Annotated in this window: 21 protein-coding genes and 1 tRNA gene; 15 read left to right on the plus strand and 7 right to left on the minus strand. The window is 65.0% G+C overall.

Annotation, left to right across the window (positions count from 1 at the left end):
* Positions 1-11: 11 nt before the first annotated feature.
* Entirely contained in the window at positions 12-836 is an 825-nt protein-coding gene (locus GPL20_RS15740; protein WP_167533050.1) for an enoyl-CoA hydratase, read from the minus strand.
* A gap of 85 nt (positions 837-921) precedes the next feature.
* On the opposite strand from GPL20_RS15740, the gene GPL20_RS15745 reads away from it, so the two are divergent.
* The 6 genes from GPL20_RS15745 to GPL20_RS15770 all read left to right on the plus strand — a co-directional run bounded on the left by GPL20_RS15745 (position 922) and on the right by GPL20_RS15770 (position 4,597).
* A complete protein-coding gene (locus GPL20_RS15745) occupies positions 922-1,350 on the plus strand; it encodes a PaaI family thioesterase (protein ID WP_148753589.1) in 429 nt (142 codons plus the stop codon).
* Between the two features lie 156 nt (positions 1,351-1,506).
* Complete coding sequence (gene rplM, locus GPL20_RS15750) at positions 1,507-1,971, plus strand: 50S ribosomal protein L13 (RefSeq protein ID WP_011087726.1); 465 nt, start codon at positions 1,507-1,509, stop codon at positions 1,969-1,971.
* Position 1,972: 1 nt separating this feature from the next.
* Positions 1,973-2,452 (plus strand): 30S ribosomal protein S9, encoded by a 480-nt coding sequence (rpsI, locus tag GPL20_RS15755; protein ID WP_157330373.1) that lies wholly within the window; start codon positions 1,973-1,975, stop codon positions 2,450-2,452.
* 229 nt (positions 2,453-2,681) lie between these two features.
* Positions 2,682-3,902: a GGDEF domain-containing protein gene (locus GPL20_RS15760; protein WP_157330374.1), complete on the plus strand. Its 1,221-nt coding sequence runs from the start codon at positions 2,682-2,684 to the stop codon at positions 3,900-3,902.
* Positions 3,903-3,962: 60 nt separating this feature from the next.
* Positions 3,963-4,199, plus strand: coding sequence for a hypothetical protein (locus tag GPL20_RS15765; RefSeq protein ID WP_157330375.1), 237 nt, complete (start codon positions 3,963-3,965; stop codon positions 4,197-4,199).
* Positions 4,200-4,300: 101 nt separating this feature from the next.
* Complete coding sequence (locus GPL20_RS15770; protein ID WP_080136963.1) at positions 4,301-4,597, plus strand: antibiotic biosynthesis monooxygenase family protein; 297 nt, start codon at positions 4,301-4,303, stop codon at positions 4,595-4,597.
* A 407-nt stretch (positions 4,598-5,004) separates the two neighbouring features.
* Here GPL20_RS15770 and GPL20_RS15775 read toward each other — a convergent pair whose 3' ends face one another.
* On the minus strand, positions 5,005-6,150 hold the full coding sequence (locus GPL20_RS15775; RefSeq protein WP_254126303.1) for an AI-2E family transporter: 1,146 nt from the start codon (positions 6,148-6,150) through the stop codon (positions 5,005-5,007).
* A gap of 258 nt (positions 6,151-6,408) precedes the next feature.
* On the opposite strand from GPL20_RS15775, the gene GPL20_RS15780 reads away from it, so the two are divergent.
* Entirely contained in the window at positions 6,409-7,182 is a 774-nt protein-coding gene (locus GPL20_RS15780; RefSeq protein ID WP_157330376.1) for a gamma-glutamyl-gamma-aminobutyrate hydrolase family protein, read from the plus strand.
* 140 nt (positions 7,183-7,322) lie between these two features.
* Here GPL20_RS15780 and GPL20_RS15790 read toward each other — a convergent pair whose 3' ends face one another.
* On the minus strand, positions 7,323-7,784 hold the full coding sequence (locus GPL20_RS15790) for a GNAT family N-acetyltransferase (protein ID WP_157330378.1): 462 nt from the start codon (positions 7,782-7,784) through the stop codon (positions 7,323-7,325).
* A 35-nt stretch (positions 7,785-7,819) separates the two neighbouring features.
* On the minus strand, positions 7,820-8,797 hold the full coding sequence (locus GPL20_RS15795; protein ID WP_157330379.1) for a GlxA family transcriptional regulator: 978 nt from the start codon (positions 8,795-8,797) through the stop codon (positions 7,820-7,822).
* Positions 8,798-8,949: 152 nt separating this feature from the next.
* Between GPL20_RS15795 and GPL20_RS15800 the strand changes: the two genes are divergently transcribed.
* The 4 genes from GPL20_RS15800 to GPL20_RS15815 all read left to right on the plus strand — a co-directional run bounded on the left by GPL20_RS15800 (position 8,950) and on the right by GPL20_RS15815 (position 12,736).
* Complete coding sequence (locus GPL20_RS15800; protein WP_157330380.1) at positions 8,950-9,204, plus strand: tautomerase family protein; 255 nt, start codon at positions 8,950-8,952, stop codon at positions 9,202-9,204.
* Between the two features lie 174 nt (positions 9,205-9,378).
* Positions 9,379-10,758 carry an NfeD family protein gene (locus GPL20_RS15805; protein ID WP_254126312.1) on the plus strand — a complete coding sequence of 460 codons (1,380 nt, stop codon included), beginning with the start codon at positions 9,379-9,381 and terminating at the stop codon, positions 10,756-10,758.
* Positions 10,755-11,516 (plus strand): slipin family protein, encoded by a 762-nt coding sequence (locus GPL20_RS15810; protein ID WP_157330382.1) that lies wholly within the window; start codon positions 10,755-10,757, stop codon positions 11,514-11,516. The genes GPL20_RS15805 and GPL20_RS15810 overlap by 4 nt, the downstream gene beginning before the upstream one ends.
* Before the next feature lie 80 nt (positions 11,517-11,596).
* Positions 11,597-12,736, plus strand: a complete 1,140-nt coding sequence (locus GPL20_RS15815; RefSeq protein ID WP_157330383.1) for an asparaginase — start codon at positions 11,597-11,599, stop codon at positions 12,734-12,736.
* A 90-nt stretch (positions 12,737-12,826) separates the two neighbouring features.
* Here GPL20_RS15815 and glnA read toward each other — a convergent pair whose 3' ends face one another.
* Together glnA and GPL20_RS15825 are read right to left on the minus strand one after the other, a co-directional pair.
* A complete protein-coding gene (gene glnA, locus GPL20_RS15820; protein ID WP_157330384.1) occupies positions 12,827-14,236 on the minus strand; it encodes a type I glutamate--ammonia ligase in 1,410 nt (469 codons plus the stop codon).
* Positions 14,237-14,389: 153 nt separating this feature from the next.
* Complete coding sequence (locus GPL20_RS15825) at positions 14,390-14,728, minus strand: P-II family nitrogen regulator (protein WP_007603495.1); 339 nt, start codon at positions 14,726-14,728, stop codon at positions 14,390-14,392.
* 381 nt (positions 14,729-15,109) lie between these two features.
* Here GPL20_RS15825 and GPL20_RS15830 point away from each other — a divergent pair, with 381 nt between their 5' ends.
* The gene (locus GPL20_RS15830) at positions 15,110-16,609 is read left to right on the plus strand and encodes an NAD(P)H-hydrate dehydratase (RefSeq protein ID WP_157330386.1); all 1,500 of its coding nucleotides are present in this window, start codon (positions 15,110-15,112) and stop codon (positions 16,607-16,609) included.
* Positions 16,609-17,046 carry a GNAT family N-acetyltransferase gene (locus GPL20_RS15835; protein WP_254126307.1) on the plus strand — a complete coding sequence of 146 codons (438 nt, stop codon included), beginning with the start codon at positions 16,609-16,611 and terminating at the stop codon, positions 17,044-17,046. Before GPL20_RS15830 ends, GPL20_RS15835 begins: the two co-directional genes overlap by 1 nt.
* Positions 17,047-17,051: 5 nt before the next feature.
* Here GPL20_RS15835 and GPL20_RS15840 read toward each other — a convergent pair whose 3' ends face one another.
* On the minus strand, positions 17,052-18,380 hold the full coding sequence (locus GPL20_RS15840) for a multicopper oxidase family protein (RefSeq protein ID WP_157330387.1): 1,329 nt from the start codon (positions 18,378-18,380) through the stop codon (positions 17,052-17,054).
* A 154-nt stretch (positions 18,381-18,534) separates the two neighbouring features.
* On the opposite strand from GPL20_RS15840, the gene GPL20_RS15845 reads away from it, so the two are divergent.
* Positions 18,535-18,619, plus strand: a tRNA-Leu gene (locus GPL20_RS15845).
* 173 nt (positions 18,620-18,792) lie between these two features.
* Entirely contained in the window at positions 18,793-20,154 is a 1,362-nt protein-coding gene (tig, locus tag GPL20_RS15850) for a trigger factor (protein ID WP_157330388.1), read from the plus strand.
* The last annotated feature ends 36 nt before the right edge of the window (positions 20,155-20,190 follow it).

A 20,190-nucleotide genomic window follows, 5' to 3' on the forward strand; every position in this document is an offset into this window, starting at 1 on the left:
ATGCTAGAGTGTCACTCATCCCGCCATGTCGGCGTGCGCTTCTCGATGAACGCGCCGATGCCTTCCTCGGCGTCGCGCGCCATCATGTTCTCGGTCATCACCTCTGCCGCATAGCGATAGGCCTCCGCAAGGTTCATCTCGACCTGGCGGTAGAATGCCTCCTTGCCGAGCTTGACGGTGTAGGCGGACTTCAGCGCGACCTTCTCCGCCAGCGCGATCGCGGCATCGCGCTCGGTGCCGGCTGCAACGACGCGATTGACGAGCCCGATCTCGCGGGCGCGCGCGGCCGGGATCGGCTCGCCCGTGAGCAGCATCTCCATCGCCTGCTTGCGCGGCACGTTGCGCGACAGCGCCACCATCGGCGTCGAGCAGAACAGGCCGATATCGACGCCGGGTGTTGCGAAGCTGGCCGCTTCGGAGGCGATCGCGAGATCGCAGCTCGCCACCAGCTGGCAGCCGGCCGCGGTCGCGATGCCCTGGACGGATGCGACCACTGGCTTGGGCAGGTGCACGACCGCCTGCATCATCGCGCTACAGGCGTTCATCATCTCGGCGAAGAAGGCGCGGCCGCGATCGGGGTCAGTGCGGCGCGCGGTCAGTTCCTTGATGTCGTGGCCGGCGGAAAAGGCGGGGCCGTTGGCGGCGATCACCACGCCGCGGACCGCCTTCTCGTCGCCGATCTCATTGAGCGCGGCATGCAGGCTTGCGATCATCGCTTGCGACAGGCTGTTGCGGGCGGCCGGGCGATTCAGGGTCAGCACCGCGATGCTGCCGACGGTGTCGCGCAGCAGGATCGGGGCTTGCGGGGAGGGGGCGCGGGCGGCCTGGGCGGACATCGGAGCGTTTCCGGTTGGATTATTGCAGTTGGATGACGCAGATAACTTAATGTAACAGGGCAGGTGAAGCGAGGGTGGGAACAGCATGGCGTTAGCGAAAATGAGCGTGGCGGAGCTCGAGCAATTTCTCCGCGATGAATTTCCCCAGGCCTTCAGTGGCGACGACATCATGATCGAAAGCGCGGACGGCCAGACCTGCCTTCTGCGTCAGCGCTACAGCGAAAGGATGCTGCGACCAGGTGGAACCGTATCCGGCCCGACGCTGATGGCGCTCGCCGATTTCGCCATGTATGTGGTGCTGCTGTCCGCGATCGGCCCGATCGGGCTCGCGGTCACAACCAATCTCAACATCAACTTCCTGCGCAAGGGGCAGCCCGGGCAGGACGTGCTGGCGGAGGCCCGGCTGCTCAAGCTCGGCAAGCGGCTGGCGGTCGGGGAGGTGAACCTGTTGTCCGGAACCTCGCCGGATCCGATCGCCCATGTCACATCGACCTATTCCATTCCAAATGTTTGAGCTTTTCGCAGGTACTTTGATACCGTATTTTTAAGCCATTGATATTCAACATACAATTTCGGTTCGTGGGCATTGACCGTTGCGCCGCTCTTCTCTAGAAAGCGCCGCAGTCCGGTGCGGTGTTCGCGCCGATGTCTCCCTCACGGAAATTCTGACATGAAAACCTTTTCGGCAAAGCCGGCCGAGGTGACGAAGAAGTGGGTGCTGATCGACGCCAAGGGTCTGGTCGTCGGCCGTCTCGCCACCATCGTCGCCATGCGCCTGCGCGGCAAGCACCTCCCGACCTACACCCCGCACGTTGATTGCGGCGACAACGTCATCATCATCAACGCGCAGCATGCGGTCCTCACCGGTCGCAAGCGCGAGCAGAAGACCTACTACAAGCACACCGGCTATGTCGGCCACGTCAAGGAGCGCACCGCGCGCCAGATCCTCGAGGGCAAGCATCCCGAGCGCGTGCTCGAGAAGGCCGTCGAGCGCATGATCCCGCGTGGTCCGCTCGGCCGCGTGCAGATGGGCAACCTCCGCGTCTACGGCGGGGCCGATCATCCGCACGAGGCGCAGCAGCCCGAGAAGATCGACATCGCCAAGTTGAACCGCAAGAACACGAGGGCCGCATAACATGGCCGAATCCATCCAGTCGCTCGACCAGCTCTCGCAGCTCAAGACGGCGGCCGCGCCCGACGCGCCCAAGCACGAGAAGAAGGTCGACAAGTTCAACCGCGCCTATGCCACCGGCAAGCGCAAGGACGCGGTCGCCCGTGTCTGGATCAAGCCGGGTGCCGGCAAGGTCACCGTCAACGCGCGCGAGGTCGAGGTCTATTTCGCCCGTCCCGTGCTGCGCATGATGATCGAGCAGCCGTTCTCCGTGGCCCAGCGGTCCGGCCAGTACGACGTGATCTGCACCGTCGCCGGCGGCGGCCTCTCCGGCCAGGCCGGCGCGGTCCGTCACGGCATCTCCAAGGCGCTCACCTATTTCGAGCCGGAGCTGCGCGGCGTGCTCAAGAAGGGCGGCTTCCTCACCCGCGACTCCCGCGTGGTCGAGCGCAAGAAGTACGGCAAGGCCAAGGCCCGCCGGTCCTTCCAGTTCTCGAAGCGTTAATCGCTTCTGTCGCATTCGCCGCGAAAGCGGCTTCAATGAGATGCAAAAGGGCGCTGTTTTCAGCGCCCTTTTTGTTGTTCGTTTGCATGCAAATTGATGGCGTGTTTCCCGAAAACTTGGGCCCGCGCAAAAACCTGAATGGAACCCGCGGGACATAGCGTCGCATTCGGAAGGGCGCGCAAATCGGCTGGGCCGATCGCGTAACTGCTATGTCTAAGAGGGGGCCGACATGATGTCGCTCGATAGCATCACGCTCTATTTGGTCGCCACCATGGTTGCCGCACTGCTCGGCGCCATGATGGTGTTTTTCGGCAGGCAGGAGAACAGTCCTGCGCTGAAATGGTGGGGCACCGCCTATCTCCTCGGTGCCGCCTCCGTCGCGCTATGGACTGCGGCCGGTGACAGGCTCGGGCCGCATCTCTATCTGGCGTTAAATGCCGTCGGCTTCGTCGCCTGCGGCATGGTGTGGAATGCGGCGCGGGTCTTCCACGGCCGCAAGCCGAACTGGCCCGGCCTCGTGCTCGGCGCGCTCGCCTGGGTCGCCGCCGTCACGCTGCTCGATCCCGCGGCGTCCATGCTGCGCATGATCGTCGGCGCCGGCATCGTCTCGGTCTATGCGGCGCTGACCGCGAGCGAACTCTGGGTCGAGCGGCGCAAGAGCCTGCAACGGCGCTGGCCGGCCTTCGTGGTGCCGGTGATGCACGGCTGCGTGCTGATGCTGCCGATCCTGATCGGCAGCTTCCTGCGCCCGAACGATGCCGGATTCTCCGGCAGCATCTGGGTCACCGTGTTCGCGGTCGAGCTGGTGCTCTACGCCGTCGGCACCGTGTTCGTGATCTTCATGCTGGTGTCGGAGCGTACGGTCACCGCGCACCGGACCGCCGCCTCCACCGATCCCCTGACCGGCATGCTCAACCGCCGTGGCTTCTCCGAAGCCTGCGGCCGCGTGATCGAGCGCGAGGCCAAGGCCGGGCGTCCCGTGACCGTGATGATCTTCGACATCGACCACTTCAAGTCGATCAACGATCGCTTCGGTCATCCCGCCGGCGACGAGATGCTGAAACTGTTCTCGACGGTCGTGGTCAGCAACCTGCGTATCTCCGATCTCTCGGGCCGCATCGGCGGCGAGGAGTTCGCGGCGCTGTTGCCGTGTTCACTGGAGGAGGGCGTGCTGGTTGCCGAGCGCGTGCGCGAAGCCTTCGAGACCTCCGGCGTCGTGGTCGACGAAGGCCCGGTCGACACCACCGTCAGCATCGGCGTCGCCGGCGGCCCCGCCGGCACCGAGCTCGAAGTGCTGCTGGCCTCCGCCGACACTGCGCTCTACCAGGCCAAGCGCGGCGGCCGAAACCGCGTCGAGGCGGCGGAGGAGCTGCCGCTGTCGCTGGAGAACTGGCGCCGCCAGAGCGCCGCGCGGACGGGTGCGCCGCAGGCGCGTCCGGTCACGGCCTGACACGCAAGGGAGACCCTGCGGTAATTCCCTGTTTACCATTCGATCCCTACCATTGCGGTCATGGAATCGATCCGTCGACAGAATCCGCAGGCCGCCCTGATGTCGCTCGAAGCCCAAGCCGCCTCGGCACGCGGCGGCTTCGCCTGCCTGTTCTCGACCGCGGACGAGTACGAGACGGCCCTGATCACCGCGCGCCGCGCCCAGGGGCGCTATACGCAAGGCCGGAGCTACTGGCCGCTCACTCTGTTCATCGGCTGCGCGCTGATCGTTGTCGGCACCGTGCTGCTGTTCGCCTGAGAGCACCCGCATTTTTGGCCGAGCAGGGCGCCGATCCGGCGCCTTTTTCTTTCGTCCCGGCTGCGGTAGACACGCCCATCGAACAAAAAGGGTGGAAACCGATGATCACCGAGATCGCGCAAATCGACGTCAAGCCGGGCAGCGAGAAGGACTTCGAGGCGGCCGTTGCCAAGGCCAAGGCTGCTTTCGGCCGCGCCAAGGGCTTTCACGGCTTCGAACTGCACAAGTCGATCGAGAAGCCGCAGCGCTACCGGCTGATGGTGAAATGGGCGACGCTGGAGAACCACACGGTCGATTTCCGCGGCTCGGAGAATTTCACCGAGTGGCGCGGCCTCGTCGGCCAGTATTTTGCTGCGCCCCCTGAAGTCGAGCACACCGAGACCGTGCTGACGACCTGAAGCGGAATGAGCTTAGGTTGAATCAAGCGGCCGCGGGTCAGTGCACCTCTCCCGCTTGCGGGAGAGGTCGGCGCGACGCGCCGGGTGAGGGCTCCCTCCTCTTGGGGGGTCTCGATTGCGGAGATACCCTCTGCCCAACCCTCCCCCGCAAGCCAGGGCAATCGCATATGGCATTTTGCGCGACCTGAGCGCGCGCCTCGTCCTTCGAGACGACCGCTTCGCGGTCTCCTCAGGATGAGGCTAAGCAGCATCGGTGCTCGTTGAAACTAAAGCCGCGCACTCAATCCTCATCCTGAGGGCCCGCCAACTGCGGGCGTCTCGAAGGATGGCCACAGGCGAAATCGCTCCCATATGCGATTGCCCTGCCCCGCAAGCGGGGGAGGGAGCACACCTGCTCCAAGGCCGCCTCAGGCCGCCTCCGCCAAAGGCGGCGCCTCATACGTCTTGAAATGGTCGATCATGACCTTGGCGATGGCGACCAGCGGCAGTGCCAGCGCCAGGCCCCAGATGCCGAACACGACGCCGAGCAGGATCTGGAACGCGAACAGCGTCGCCGGCGGAATGTCCAGCGCCTGGCGCTGGAGGATCGGCGTCAGCACGTAGCTCTCCATGGCGTGCACGCCCATGAAGAGGAGGAAGGCCGACAGCGCCGGAATCCAGCCCGAGGCAAGGCTCGCCAGCACCACGACGACGCCAGCGATGATGGCGCCGACGGTCGGGATGAAGGCGAGCAGGCCGGCCTGGATCCCGAGGATGAACGAGCCGGGGATGCCGATGATGGCAAGCCCGATCCAGGTCACGACGCCGACCGCAATCATCACGACGATCTGTGCGATCAGCCAGCGCTCCAGCGTGTCGCTGATGCGGTCGATGATCAGGGCCGCGCGGCTACGATGCCTCGCCGGCGCCAGGAACAGCAGCCCGTCGTGATAGAGGCTCGGCTGGGCGGCGAAAGCGAGCCCGAGAAACAGCACGATGAAGATGTTGCCGACGGCGCTGATCGCACCGAACAGCAGCTTGAAGGTCTGGCTCACGATCGCCCCGCCGCTGGAGGCGAGTGCGCCCGCGCCGGGCAAGCCGCCGTGCGAGGCCGGGGGCGGGGCGGGCGTCGACGCCGCGTCGGTCGTGGCCGCAGGCGCGCCGTTGCCGAGATCGAAGAAGCTGGTGTCGATGCCATGGTTCTCGAGGAAGGACCGGACGTTGCTGATCTGCGACTTGATGGTCTTGCTCAGCAGCGAAGCCTGCTCGGCGATGGTGGCGCCGCCGAGATAGGCGACGCCCGCGAGCATCACGGCCAGCGCGATGCAGACGATCGCGAGCCGGACCGGGTGCGGCAGGTGCACGCGGCGGCCGAGCGCGCCCGTCAGCGCGTTGAGGCCGACGCCGAGCAGCATGCCGGTGAAGATCAGGAGCAGGGTGGCGGCAAAATACCAGGTGAAGACCAGCATCGCCGTGAACAGCACGATACTGACGCCCCCGACCGAGATCGCCCAAGCCAGATCCCGAGCCTGGTCGTTGCGGCTCCGGGGCCGTTCGTCTCTGGGAATCGTCACGTCATGTCCTTTTCGAGGGCCACTGCGGAAGCACTCTTTCGCGAAATCACCGCTCGGATCAAGCCGGGCTCTGGCGCGATCTTGACGTGTCCACGGCCTCGCAGGCCAGCGCTGCCGGCGCGAAAGGGTGCCTCGGTCCCCCTCCTGCCGGCCATTTGCGCGAAAATAGCATTGCCGTCCCGCGATCCCTTCTGTTGAATTTGTTCCATCCCAAGGGCATCTTTGGAGAATCTTCTTGCGAGGAGGTCGGAACGGGAGATGAGAAAGCCGGTCGTCGGCGTAATCGGGAATGCCCATCGCGTCGAAAATCGATTTCAGGTCCAGATGGTCGGCGAGCGAAACTTGCGCGCGGTGGCCGAGGTCTCGGGCGGCTTGCCGGTGATGTTTGCGGGCTCGCCCGACATCACCGATATCGCGGCGCTGCTCGATACCGTCGATGGCGTCATCCTGACCGGCGCCCGGGCCAACGTGCACCCGACCCGTTTCAACGTCGATCCCTGCGAAAAGCACGAGCCCTACGACATCCATCGCGACGAGGTGGCACTGGCGCTTTCGGTGGCCTGCGTCGCCCGCGGCATCCCGCTGTTCGGCATCTGCCGGGGCCTGCAGGAGATGAACGTCGCCTTCGGCGGCTCGCTGCATCCCGAAATCCGCGAAATCCCCGGCCGCATGAACCATCGCATGCCGAGGCTTGAGAACGGCGACATCCATCCCGATCCGACCGTCGTGTTCGCCGACCGCCACGACGTCGACCTGACGCCGGGCGGCGCGTTCGCAACGCTGCTCGGCTGCGAGAAGATCAGGGTCAATTCATTGCATGGCCAGGGCATTCTCGACCCCGGCAAGCGCGTGCTGGTCGAAGGCGTCGCCGAGGACGGCACCATCGAGGCGATCCGCATCGCGGAAGCCCCGACCTTCGCGCTCGGCGTGCAATGGCACGCCGAATACGACCCGCAGCACAATCCCATCAACCGCAAGCTGTTCGAGGCCTTCGGCGAAGCGCTCGTGGCGCGGCAGAAGGCAGCGGCGTAGGCGGCCGGCGCGATAGAGGTTTCGGGCAGGAGGCCCGCCACACCGTCATTGCGAGCGCAGCGAAGCAATCCAGAATCCCTCCGCGGAAAGACTCTGGATTGCTTCGCTGCGCTCGCAATGACGAGGCTTGGGCCACCGGACTACAAACGGTCATTGAGTGATCGTTCCATGATGATCGTGCGTTCATCGCCATAATAGCTGTCGCGCACGGCCGCGAACCCAAGCCGCGCGTAAAAGGCTTCGGCGGTGACTGAAGAAGGGACGGTCAACGAAGGGATGCTTCGCTCACGTGCTGTGCGCTCAATCTCGGCCATCAGCAGCTTGCCGATGCCCCGGGCTTGAACATCGGGAGCCACAAAAACCGTTCGGACGACGCTTCCGTCGAGGCTTGCCGTTCCAACGACGCGACCGCCAAAGGTGGCAACAAAGACGGTGCGCTTGCCGATCAGTTGCCGCACCGCGTCAGGACTGAAGCTGCGCTCGACCCTTTCGATGATCTCGGCCGTATAATCCTTCGCATTCGTTTCGCGCAGCGCCCGCAGGATGACCGCGCTGATTTGGTCGGCATCATCTTCACGCGCCGGGCGGATTGTGCATTCCATCGATAACTCCACTCACCCGGTCGAGGCGGGCTCGGTTACGCCGCTTGCTCCATGCGCCGCGCGCGATAGGCCTGCGGCGACATCAGTGTCAGCTTGCGGAACGCCTTGCGAAAGCTGCTTTCATCCTCGTAGCCGGCCGTGCGTGCGATGGTCTTGATCGGCTGCGTGGTCGTCTCCAGCAGCGTGCGCGCGTGCTCGACGCGGCGGCGCATGATGAAGGCCTGCGGCGGCTCGCGCGTGAGCTCCTGAAACTTCCGGTTCAGCGTGCGCTCGCTGAGGCCGAGCGCGTCGGCGAGGCGCTTGACCGTCATCGGACGCTTGCCGGTGCGGCGAACGAGCAGGTCGGCCCTGGTCAGCAGCGGGTCCTGCGAGAGCAAATAGCCGACGGGCATGAAGATCGACTGGGTGCGCTGGGCGGTGTCGATGACGACGTAGTCCGCGCATAATTTTGCTGTCTGCTTGCCTTCGATCATCTCGATCAGCCTGAGCAGGAGGTCGACCCACGACATCGGTCCGGCCGCGCAGACGATACGATCCGCGACCGTGATGACGGCGTCGGCGGCAAGATCGATCGCGGGATGGCGCTGCCGCAGCTCGCTTTGCAGCCACCAGGTGATGGTGGCGCGGCGGTTGTCGAGCAGGCCGGCCCCTGCCAGTAGGAAGACGCCGCTGCAAAACGCGCCGATCAGGCGGCCGTTCGCGTGCTGCTGCCGCAGCCATGCGCTGGCACGCTCATATTGCGGTTGCAGGCGCTCGGCCGTGACGTGATCGACCAGGCTGCCGGGAACGATGATCGCGTCAAAGCCGCCGCGCTTGCCGATCGCGCCGTCGACCGCGACCGTCTGGCCGCCGCCGGCGCGCACGGCCTTGCCGTCGAGCGAAAGCGTCTGCCAGCTGAAGCGGGATTTCATGCCGCTCTGCTGCATCACATGGTTGGCGAGCGACAGGACGTCGGCGATGCCCACGATCGCCGAATGCATGCAACCTTCCAGCGCGAGAATTGCGAGCTTCATGAAGCCTCCGGGGCAGGTGCGGCGATCCTATCCGATCGGTGCGGGAGCCGCATGGCGGAAATTGCCCGATCTCTGTCTTATCCGCCACTGCCTCGCCGGTGCTGCCCAGTCCAGTCTGCCGCCGTCGTCACACGACATGATTGGAGAAAGACATGCCTTACGTCACCATTTCCACCGTCCGCGGCATCCTGGACGCCGCGCAGAAGAAGACGTTGCTCGAACGCGTCACCGACCTCCTGGTCGAGGTCGAAGGGCAGGGCAACCCCGATTTCCGCCGCAACGTCTGGGTCAGGATCGAGGAGCAGGAGCCCTCGCACTGGTCGCTCGGCGGCATGCAGCCGACGCCGGAGATGATCGCCGGCATGTTCGGACCGATCGGCACGGACGGCGTGCGCGCGGCCCGGTAGCCGCGCAGGGCGGATCAGTCGCAGGCATGGTCCGCCCCGTTCTTTGCCCAACCGATCGCATCGCCATCCTGCATGGCCATTTCCATTGCGTTGCACAATCGCAACGTCGGTCTCCACGCATAGCATTGAGGTTCGCGAGCGGAACACCATATGCTCTGCAAGGGAGCCCGTGCCGTGCAGACCATGAAGGCGGCCCTCGTTGCGGCGATCAGTGCCGTGGCTTTGATCTGCTGCCTCCTTCCCAGCTCAGCGGAGGAGAAAGGCCGTCTTGCACTGATCGTTTCGATCGACGGGGCCATTGGCCCTGCGTCGGCCAGCTACGTGAAGGAGGCCCTGGCCAAGGCAAGCGAACGGCATGCCGAGGTGGTGCTTCTGAGGATGAACACGCCCGGCGGTCTCAATTCCAGCATGCGCGAGATCATCGCGGATGTGCTGGCCTCGCCCATCCCTGTCATCGGCTACGTCGCTCCCTCCGGCGCCCATGCGGCGAGCGCCGGGACCTATATCCTTTATGCGACCCACATCGCGGCGATGGCGCCCGGCACCAATATCGGTGCCGCGACGCCGGTGCAGATTGGCGGGCCGCTGCCGGGGCTGCCGAGCGGCACGCCGGACAAGGATGGCAAGGACAAGAAGGACGAGCCGAAGGACGCGATGACGGCGAAGGCGACGAACGATGCCGTCGCCTTTATCCGCAGCCTCGCCGAGTTGCGCAACCGCAATGCGGACTGGGCGGAGAAGGCGGTCCGTGAGGCTGCCACGCTCTCTGCCAACGGCGCGCTGGAGGCACATGCCATCGAGCTCGTCGCGCGCGATCAGGCTGAATTGCTGCGGCAGCTCGATGGTCGCGTGGTGGAGGTTGCAGGCGGCAGGACGCAACGCCTCGCGACGAAGGATGCCGTCGTCGAAGCCGTCGACCCCGGACGGATATCCCGCTTCCTGGCGGTCATCACCGACCCGAACGTGGCGTTCATTCTCCTGATGATCGGCATCTACGGCCTGATCTTCGAGTTCATGTCTCCCGGTGCCGTCGCGCCGGGGGTCGTCGGTGCGATCTGCCTGCTGATCGGCCTCTATGCGCTCAATCTGCTGCCGATCAATTATGCCGGGCTCGCGCTGATGCTGGTCGGACTCGTGCTTCTCACCATCGAAGCCTTCAACCCGACCGTGGTGATCGGTCTCGGAGGGGTCATCGCTTTCGTGCTGGGAGCGCTGATGCTGTTCAGGGCCGAGGCGCCCGGCTACCAGCTGTCGTGGTGGGTGATCGGCATCACCGCGGCCGTGTTCGCCGGCTTTGCTCTCGTCGTGCTCGGGTCGCTCCGGCGCATCGGCAAGGCTCCTGAACGGGTCGGCGCGCAGGCCATGCGGGGCTTGTCCGCCGAGGTTCTCGACTGGAACGGAAACGAAGGCCATGTCTTCGCCCATGGCGAGCGCTGGCAGGCGCGCGGCGCCGAGACGTTCAAGCCCGGCGAGACCGTCGAAGTCGCTGACGTCATCGACCTGACGCTGCTGATACGCACACCCGCCCGAACGGGCGAGGGAGGTACATCATGATGCTGGAATATCTGACTTATGCGGCGCTTGCGCTGCTTGTCATCATGTTTCTATCCCAGGCTATTCGCATCCTGCGCGAATACGAGCGTGGCGTCATCTTCACGCTCGGCCGCTTTACCGGTGTGAAGGGTCCGGGCCTCATCATCCTCGTTCCGATCGTGCAGCAGCTCGTCAAGGTCGATCTGCGGGTGATGGTGCAGGTCGTGCCGCCGCAGGACGTGATTTCGCGGGACAACGTGTCCGTCAAGGTCAACGCGGTTCTGTACTTCCGCATCGTCGACCCCGAGCGGGCCATCATCAAGGTCGGCGACTACATGGCGGCCACGAGCCAGCTCGCCCAGACCACGTTGCGTTCGGTGCTCGGCAAGCACGAGCTCGATGAGATGCTTGCCGAGCGCGACAGGTTGAACGCCGACATCCAGGAGATCCTCGACAAGCAGACTGACGTCTGGGGCATCAAGGTCACCGGGATAGAGATCAAGGACGTCGATATCAACGAAACCATGGTTCGCGCGATTGCCAAACAGGCCGAGGCGGAGCGCTTGCGGCGGGCCAAGGTGATCAATGCGATGGGCGAGCAGCAGGCCGCCGAGAAGCTCGTCGAAGCCGGCCGGATTCTCGCGCAGGAGCCTCAGGCGATGCAGCTGCGTTATTTCGCGGCTCTGCACGACATTGCGGGCGAACGGTCGTCGACCGTCGTCTTTCCGCTGCCGACGGGCTTGCTCGACCATTTCATGCCACGGCGTGACAACCCGTAACCAAAAGCAGCAGGCTGACCATCTTCGGCCTCAATGGGCGTATCGAATGCCGATCCCTACTTGAACGGGAGGACCATTCGATGACGAAGCCTACCGCCAGCCCAGCCAGCTGCCGCCAACGTCGAACATCCGTGCTCGCCATTCCGCTGCTGTCCTTTGCGCTCTGGTCGGGCAGTATCGGCGTCGCCGCGCAGGCCGCAGAGCCGGGGAAGGACGGGGCGACTGGCAATCTGCCCCGCATCCTCGTGCTTGCGACGGGAGGCACCATCGCTGGCCAGGCCGACCCGCGCGCGACGGGCGCGTACAAATCCGGCCAGATCACCGGCGAACAGCTGATGCAGTCGGTGCCGGGCCTGGACAAGCTCGCGAAGCTGAACGCGGAGCAGATTTCGTCGATCGGATCCCAGGACATGAACGACAAGGTCTGGTTTGCGCTGGCCCGCCGCATCCAGGAGGCCTTCGACAAGAACGAAGCCGATGGCGTCGTCATCACCCACGGCACCGATACGCTCGAGGAGACCGCGTTCTTTCTCGACAATGTCGTGCGCGGGGACAAGCCGGTAGTGATCGTCGGCTCGATGCGGCCGGCGACGGCCGTGAGCGCGGACGGCCCCGGCAATCTCTACCAGGCGGTGCAGGTAGCCGCCGATCCGCGCGCGCGCGGGCGCGGCGTCATGGCCGTGCTGAACGACAAGATCCAGGGCGCGCGCTCGGTGACCAAGACCAACACCACGAGCATCGAGACGTTCAGTTCGCCCAATGACGGGCCGGTCGGCTATGTCGACACCGCCGGTGGCATCCGCTTCATGACCCAGGCTGCCGGCTTCAAGCGCGCGACCTATAAGCTGCCGGCAGGCGAGCAATTGCCGCGCGTCGCGATCGTCTACTCGCACGCCAACATGGACGCCATTCCGATCGAGGACGCCATCTCCCACGGCGCAAAGGGCATCGTGCTGGCCGGCGTCGGCGACGGCAACACGTCGAAGCCGGCGCTCGATGCGCTCGAGGCGGCGGCGAAGAAGGGGATCATCGTCGTCCGCTCCACGCGGGTTCGATCCGGCTTCGTCACAAGGAACGTCGAGGTCGACGACGACAAGAACGGCTTCGTCGTGTCGGAGGACCTCAATCCGCAAAAGGCGCGCGTTCTGACCCAGTTGCTGATCGTGGGCGGGGTGACGGCGCCGGCCGAGCTGCAGAAGGCGTTCACCGCGACGTGGTGATGAGCTGCGCGTAACCCACCCCACGATTCCTCAAACGAAAAGGCGCTCCTTTCGGAGCGCCTTTTGCTTGTCGCATGGAGTTCCGGCCGCTCAGCCCGAATAGTACATGTCGAACTCGATCGGGTGCGGGGTCATCTCGAAACGCTCGACCTCGGTCATCTTCAGCTCGATGTAGCTGTCGATGAAGTCGTCGTCGAACACGCCGCCGGCCTTGAGGAAGGCGCGGTCCTTGTCGAGGTTTTCGAGCGCCTCGCGGAGCGAACCGCACACCGTCGGGATCTGCTTCAGCTCTTCCTTCGGCAAGTCGTAGAGGTCCTTGTCCATCGCCGGACCCGGATCGATCTTGTTCTTGATGCCGTCGAGGCCGGCCATCAGCATCGCAGCGAAGCCGAGATAGGGATTGGCGAGCGGATCGGGGAAGCGCACCTCGACACGCTTGGCCTTCGGCGAAGCGGTGTAGGGGATGCGGCAGGAGGCCGAGCGGTTGCGCGCGGAGTAGGCGAGCAGCACGGGGGCCTCATAGCCCGGGACCAGACGCTTGTAGGAGTTGGTCGAGGGGTTGGTGAAGGCGTTGATCGCCTTGGCATGCTTGATGATGCCGCCGATGTAGTGCAGGCAGGTCTCCGACAGGTCGGCGTATTTGTTGCCGGCGAACACCGGCTTGCCGTCCTTCCAGATCGACTGGTGCACGTGCATGCCCGAGCCGTTGTCGCCGTAGACCGGCTTCGGCATGAAGGTGGCGGTCTTGCCGTAGATATGGGCGACCTGGTGGATGCAGTATTTGTAGATCTGCAGGTGGTCGGCCATCAGCGTCAGCGTGTCGAACTTCATGCCGAGCTCGTGCTGGGCGGAGGCGACCTCGTGGTGATGCTTCTCGACCTTGACGCCCATCTTGGCCATGGCGCCGAGCATCTCCGAGCGCATGTCCTGCACGGAGTCCTGCGGCGGAACCGGGAAGTAGCCGCCCTTGGTGCGGACGCGGTGGCCGAGATTGCCGCCTTCATATTCGGTGTCGGAGTTGGTCGGCAGCTCCGACGAGTCGAGGCGGAAACCGGTGTTGTACGGGCTGGAGGAGAAGCGCACGTCGTCGAACACGAAGAACTCGGCCTCGGGGCCGACGAAGACGGTGTCACCCACGCCCATCGACTTCACCATCGCCTCGGCCTTCTTGGCGATGCCGCGGGGGTCGCGGTTGTAGGGCTCGCCGGTGGTCGGCTCGAGCACGTCGCAGGTGATGACCATCGTGGTCTCGGCGAAGAACGGATCGATCGTCGCGGTCACCGGATCGGGCATCAGGCACATGTCGGACTCGTTGATCGCCTTCCAGCCGGCGATCGAGGAGCCGTCGAACATCGTCCCTTCGGCGAAAATGTCCTCATCGATCATGCTGACGTCGAACGTGACGTGCTGCCACTTGCCGCGCGGATCGGTGAAGCGCAGGTCGACGTATTTGACGTCGTTGTCCTTGATCGATTTCAGGACGTCTTTGGCGGTCTTCATGCATACCCCTTTTGGCTCTGCGGGTCGGTTTCCAGATGAGCAAGATTGTTCTCGCTTTGGGCGAGTTCGCGCGCGATCGCACAAACGAAATCAGGCCGCCGAAGCAGCCTTATTTCTTGTCAGAGTGTCGCAAAATGCGGGATAGCACCCGGCTCAGATAGCGTCCAGCCCGGATTCGCCGGTCCGGATGCGGATCGCCTCTTCGATATTGGAGACGAAGATCTTGCCGTCGCCGATGCGCCCGGTCTGCGCGGCGCGGCGGATCGCGTCGATGGCGCGCTCGACCAGATCGTCGCCGATCACGATCTCGATCTTCACCTTGGGCAGGAAGTCGACGATGTATTCTGCGCCGCGGTAGAGTTCGGCGTGACCCTTCTGGCGGCCGAAGCCCTTGGCTTCGGTGACGGTGATGCCCTGAAGGCCGACTTCCTGAAGCGCTTCCTTCACCTCGTCGAGCTTGAACGGCTTGATGATGGCTTCGATTTTCTTCACTGCGCGTCTCCCGGCCTTTCGATCAAATAGCAACGTCTTCGTCAGGATGCGCTTTTCTCAACGCACGGACTTTGTCTTCGTTGTCCCGGGATGCCTGACCAGCCCGGCGTCGGCCGGCCACACCCAGATTGAATGCCAGTGAGCACGACGAACCGAAGCGGCTTCCTCGAAAGCAGGGTCTATGCCAAGTTGCACATGCCCTGATTATTGGAGCGTTATCAGCCTTTTAACGAGCATCTCTGATAGGTGGAGCCGACCTGCCCAAAATACCGAAGACTGCGAAATAGGCAAACGGTTCAATATATGTGCAGATCGGTGTTCCGTCGGCCGGATCGGCACGAAAGATGCCTGTTGAAGAGGCGAATGTACCAGGGAAGTGGCATGGAAGTACTGACCAACGCGGAAATGCAGCGGGCCGACCAGCTCAGCATTGCGGCAGGCACGCCCGGCTTCAAGCTGATGCTGAGCGCGGGCCAGGCGGTCGCCGAGGCCGCCAATGCGCTGGTGGAGGAAGGGCCGATCCTGATCGTGGCCGGCCCCGGCAACAATGGCGGCGACGGTTTTGTCGCTGCCGCCGAGCTCGCCGCCCAGGGGCGCGAGGTGTCGGTGATCCTGATGTGCGAGCGCGACCAGCTCCAGGGCGATGCGGCGTCCGCCGCGCGCGGCTGGAAGTATCCGGTGCTGCCGTTCAATCCGCAGGCGATCGGGAAGCCCGCGCTGATCATCGATGCGCTGTTCGGTGCCGGCCTCAGCCGCACGGTCGACGGCGAGGCGGGCGCCATGATCGAAGCGATCAATGCCAACGGGGCCCCGGTGCTGGCGGTCGCCCTGCCGAGCGGCATCAACGGCACCAGCGCGGCCGTGATGGGCGCGGCGGTGAATGCCACCGAGACCGTCACCTTCTTCCGCAAGAAGCCGGCGCATCTCTTGCTGCCGGGCCGCATGCATTGCGGCCGCGTGCGTGTCGCCGACATCGGCATCGACGCGCAAGTGCTGGACGAGATCGCGCCGCAGATCTTCGAGAACGACCCGGATTTCTGGGGCGCCGCCTTTCCGGTGCCGCGGATCGACGGTCACAAATTTGCGCGAGGCCATGTTCTCGCGGTCTCCGGCGATGCCGCGGCGACCGGTGCGGCGCGGCTCGCCGCGCGCGGCGCACTGCGCGCCGGCGCGGGCCTCGTGACGCTGGCGACCCCGCGCGATGCGCTCGCGATCAATGCGGGGGCGCTCACGGCGGTGATGGTTCGCCCCGTCGACACGGTGGTCGAGTTCGGCGAGCTGCTCGGCGACAGGCGCTACAATACCTGCGTGATCGGCCCCGGCGCGGGCGTCGGGGAACGCAGCTGCGATCTCGTCCACACCGCGCTGACGGCGCAGCGGCATCTGGTGCTGGACGCGGATGCGCTGACGAGCTTTGCCGCAACGCCCGAGCGCCTGTTCGAGTCGATAAAATCCTCGCAGGACAATGCGGTGGTGCTGACCCCGCACGAGGGCGAGTTTCCGCGCCTGTTCTCGGACCTCAGCAACAAGCACCCGGGACGCTCGAAGCTCGAGCGCGTCCGCACCGCCGCCGAGCGCTCCGGCGCCGTCGTGCTGCTGAAGGGCCCGGATACCACCGTCGCCGCCCCCGACGGCCGCGCCACCATCGCCGCCAACGCGCCGCCCTGGCTCGCCACCGCCGGTGCCGGCGACGTGCTCTCCGGCATTATCGCCGGACTCTTGGCGCAGGGCGTGCCGGCCTTCGAAGCCGCCAGCATCGGCGTGTGGATGCATGGCGAGGCGGCAAGCGAGGCGGGGCCCGGCCTGATCGCGGAAGACCTCACCGAGACGCTGCCGGCCGTGCACCGGCGGATCTATGACGCGCTTGGGGTCGAGTACTAGTGCTCAGGCAGCTCGCGCTCACCGACATTGGCGCGGCGGCGCAGGTTCATCGGGTTGTGTTTGACCAGGCAATGCCGTGGCTCGTCGGGCTGCATACGCCGGAGGAGGACTGCTGGTTCTACCGCGAGCGCGTCTATCCGACATGCTGGGTGTGGGGACGGTTCGATGATGACGCCCTGCGCGGGATCATCGCTTTCCGTGACGGCTGGATCGAGCAGCTCTACGTGCTTCCCGCAGCGCAAGGGCGCGGCGTCGGCACCGAACTCCTCCGCGTCGCCAAAGAGGCCTGCGACCGGCTCGAGCTCTGGACCTTCCAGCGCAATGCGCCGGCGCTGCGCTTCTATGAAGCGCGGGACTTCGCACTGGTCGAGCAGACCGACGGCGCGCGGAACGAGGAGAAAGAGCCCGACGTCCGCTACCTCTGGACGCGCCGATAGGTGCTTCACTCCACCGCGTACCAGCGCACCAGCCGCGGCGCGGCCCAGTCGGTCACGACGGATTCGAGCAGCCAACGGCCGGGCGCGGTCGCGGCGAAGGCGATGCGCTGGGTCTGGCCGGGCTCGATCGCCAGCGTGTCGAGCCAATAGGGCTTCCAGCCATCGTCGAGCTTGTCGAGCAGGCGGAAGTGGTGGCCGTGCAGGTGGAACACATTGGTGACCGGGCCGGAGTTCTTCAGCGCCAGCACGATCGTCCGGCCCGTCTTGGCGCGGAAGGCCGGGGCAGAGGCGGTGGAGAAATTCGCCGGCCGTGTCCAAACAGGGTCGGGTGCGCCGAGCGCGACATCGAACCGCAGGGCGCCTCTCAGATCGAGCTGCTCGGGCAGGTCATTCGGTGGGAGCGGCTGGGGCGGCAACAGCGGTGCGCGCCGCTCCAGCTGGCCTGTCACCTTGAGGCTGCCGACCGGGCGTGCCTCCTTGCCGTCATGCAGCAGGAATGGGGCCGATGTCGTCGCATCCACAAAGGCGTCGGCGCGCCCGCCGGGGGCCAGTACGAGGGCGCCGTTGCGCGCCGGGAACGGCTCGGCCGGCTGACCATCCAGGGCCATTACCCGGACCTCGTGGTTTTCCAATTTGATTGCTAGAACAGTGCGTTGGGAGCCGTTGATAAAGCGCAGCCGCAACCGCTCATTGGCCGCGGCTGAGAGTTCGAATGAAGTCCGCCCGTTGAGCGTATAGAGCGGTGTCGTGTCCTTCGGGTCCCGGCCCGGCGGAAGCGCGGTCCCGTCCGGCCGCAGGCGCCATTCCTCGATCAACAGGACCTCGTCGCGGTCGACGGCGATGCGGTTCGTCTCCCCGGCGACGATCGGAAGCGGCCGTGCGGGCTGGTTCAGGCCGGCCTCGAAGAGGCGGAAGTCCGCAAGCAAGGTTCCGGCGTTTGGTATTGAAATAATTGATGTTTCAGTTGCATCCGGTGCGGTCGGCGCGCGTCCGCGCAGCGGGTCGGCCGTGGCGGGGGCATTCCGGCCGTACCAGACTGGCGCAAGTGGCACAGGCAGGTCGTTGCGAAAGACCACTTCGCAGCGGTCGCCGCGCTTGAGACGGACGGTCCCGAGGTGGCTTACGGCGGCCAGCTCCCAGACTGGTGTCGCTGGCTGATCCGGCCTCAGAGCCAACGTTGCCGGCCTGGCCTGGAGGGCGAGCTGGGCGGTGATGGACGGAGCCGCGCCGCCGGCAATCAACCCGGCGGCGGGAGCTCCAAGGGCAGCTCCAAGGGAAGCTCCAAGGCCGGCCAAAACCTCACGTCGGGTCGGGTCAAAGATCGGCGTTCTCATGGCTCGATCCGGACCACGGCGCGCTGGATAAGTCCAGCCATCGTGCCTATCTCAGGAGGGCGTAGACACGGCCATTTTTTTGCTGCGAACCGGCGGGCTCATGTTATAAGCCCGGCCGCCCGCGGCATCGCGGCCGGTCTTGATGCAAATTCACGCGGGCGTGGCGGAACTGGTAGACGCGCTGGATTTAGGTTCCAGTGACGAAAGTTGTGGGGGTTCGAGTCCCTCCGCCCGCACCAAGCGCTTTCAGCGTTTGCACGGATTACGAGGCCTGCTTCCTCTCGGACGTTTGTCCGCTTGGAGCTGGTCCGATGAACCACCGGCGTTGAGGCGTTTGCCTCGCGCCGGATCGATTAATGACAGCGTCCCGACGCATGCGCGCCGGGACCGAACGAGAAGAAGATTGAACGCCATGCAGGTCACAGAGACCCTCTCGGAAGGATTGAAGCACGAGTTCAAGATCAGCGTTTCTGCGTCTGATCTCGACGCCAAGGCCGGTGCCAAGCTCGTCGACCTCAAGGACAAGGTCCGCATCAACGGCTTCCGTCCCGGCAAGGTGCCGGTCGCGCATCTGAAGAAGGTCTATGGCCGTTCGGTGATGGCCGAGACCATCGACCAGACCATCCGCGATACCAACACGCAGCTTTTCTCCGAGCGCGGCTTTCGCCTTGCGACCGAGCCGAAGATCACCATGCCGAGCGAGCAGGCCGAGGTCGAGGAACTGCTGAGCGGCAAGACCGATCTGACCTACACGGTCGCGATCGAGGTGGTGCCGTCGATCGCGCTCGCCGACTTCAAGACCTTCCAGGTTGAGAAGCCTGTCGCCGAAGTCTCCGACACCGACGTCGATGAGGCGATCAAGCGCATCGCCGATTCGAACCGCGGCTATGCCGCGAAGGGCGAGGGCGCCAAGGCCGAGTCCGGTGATCGCGTCACCATCAGCTTCAAGGGCACCATCAACGGCGAAGCCTTCGAGGGCGGCACCGGCGAGGGCATCCAGGTCGTGATCGGGTCGAACACCTTCATCCCCGGCTTCGAGGAGCAGCTCACCGGCATCGGCGCCAATGAGACCCGTACGCTGAAGGTGGCGTTCCCCAAGAACTACATGAACGACAAGCTCGCCGGCCAGCCGGCCGAGTTCGAGACCACGGCGACGCTGATCGAGGCGCCGCAGGATCTCGCCATCGACGACGAGTTCGCCAAGACGCTTGGCCTGGAATCGCTGGACAAGCTGAAGGAAGCCGCGCGCGAGCGGCTCGCCGCCGAGTTCGCGACCGCCACGCGCCAGCGCGTCAAGCGCGCACTGCTCGACCGCCTCGACGAAGCGCATCGCTTCGAGGCGCCGCCCTCGCTCGTCGACGAGGAGTTCAATCTGATGTGGAATTCGGTCAAGGCCGAGATGGATTCCGCCGGCAAGACCTTTGCCGACGAGAGCACCACTGAAGACGCCGCCAGGGAAGAGTATCGCAAGATCGCCGACCGTCGCGTGCGCCTCGGCCTCGTGCTCTCCGAAATCGGCGAGAAGAACAAGATCACCGTGACCGACGACGAGGTCGGCCGCGCGGTGATCGAGCGGGCGCGCCAGATGCCCGGCCGCGAGAAGGAGGTCTGGGACTTTTATCGCAACAACGCCCAGGCGCTGGCCCAGCTTCGTGCACCGATCTATGAGGACAAGGTCGTCGACTTCATCCTCGAGCTCGCCAACGTGACCGAAAAGAAGGTCTCGCGCGAGGACCTCTACAAGGATGATGAGGAAGCAAAGTCCGCGGCCTGAGGGCTTTGAAAAAGCCTTCCATTAAGGATGATTGGC

Source organism: Bradyrhizobium cajani (genome assembly GCF_009759665.1).
GTDB lineage: Bacteria > Pseudomonadota > Alphaproteobacteria > Rhizobiales > Xanthobacteraceae > Bradyrhizobium > Bradyrhizobium cajani.

Excerpts from the sequence above, each read along its gene's own strand:
- GPL20_RS15740 (WP_167533050.1), bottom strand. The coding sequence starts at position 836 with ATGTCCGCCCAGGCCGCCCGCGCCCCCTCCCCGCAAGCCCCGATCCTG.
- GPL20_RS15745 (WP_148753589.1), top strand. The coding sequence starts at position 922 with ATGGCGTTAGCGAAAATGAGCGTGGCGGAGCTCGAGCAATTTCTCCGC.
- rplM (WP_011087726.1), top strand. The coding sequence starts at position 1,507 with ATGAAAACCTTTTCGGCAAAGCCGGCCGAGGTGACGAAGAAGTGGGTG.
- rpsI (WP_157330373.1), top strand. The coding sequence starts at position 1,973 with ATGGCCGAATCCATCCAGTCGCTCGACCAGCTCTCGCAGCTCAAGACG.
- GPL20_RS15760 (WP_157330374.1), top strand. The coding sequence starts at position 2,682 with ATGATGTCGCTCGATAGCATCACGCTCTATTTGGTCGCCACCATGGTT.
- GPL20_RS15765 (WP_157330375.1), top strand. The coding sequence starts at position 3,963 with ATGGAATCGATCCGTCGACAGAATCCGCAGGCCGCCCTGATGTCGCTC.
- GPL20_RS15770 (WP_080136963.1), top strand. The coding sequence starts at position 4,301 with ATGATCACCGAGATCGCGCAAATCGACGTCAAGCCGGGCAGCGAGAAG.
- GPL20_RS15780 (WP_157330376.1), top strand. The coding sequence starts at position 6,409 with ATGAGAAAGCCGGTCGTCGGCGTAATCGGGAATGCCCATCGCGTCGAA.
- GPL20_RS15790 (WP_157330378.1), bottom strand. The coding sequence starts at position 7,784 with ATGGAATGCACAATCCGCCCGGCGCGTGAAGATGATGCCGACCAAATC.
- GPL20_RS15795 (WP_157330379.1), bottom strand. The coding sequence starts at position 8,797 with ATGAAGCTCGCAATTCTCGCGCTGGAAGGTTGCATGCATTCGGCGATC.
- GPL20_RS15800 (WP_157330380.1), top strand. The coding sequence starts at position 8,950 with ATGCCTTACGTCACCATTTCCACCGTCCGCGGCATCCTGGACGCCGCG.
- GPL20_RS15810 (WP_157330382.1), top strand. The coding sequence starts at position 10,755 with ATGATGCTGGAATATCTGACTTATGCGGCGCTTGCGCTGCTTGTCATC.
- GPL20_RS15815 (WP_157330383.1), top strand. The coding sequence starts at position 11,597 with ATGACGAAGCCTACCGCCAGCCCAGCCAGCTGCCGCCAACGTCGAACA.
- glnA (WP_157330384.1), bottom strand. The coding sequence starts at position 14,236 with ATGAAGACCGCCAAAGACGTCCTGAAATCGATCAAGGACAACGACGTC.
- GPL20_RS15830 (WP_157330386.1), top strand. The coding sequence starts at position 15,110 with ATGGAAGTACTGACCAACGCGGAAATGCAGCGGGCCGACCAGCTCAGC.
- GPL20_RS15840 (WP_157330387.1), bottom strand. The coding sequence starts at position 18,380 with ATGAGAACGCCGATCTTTGACCCGACCCGACGTGAGGTTTTGGCCGGC.
- tig (WP_157330388.1), top strand. The coding sequence starts at position 18,793 with ATGCAGGTCACAGAGACCCTCTCGGAAGGATTGAAGCACGAGTTCAAG.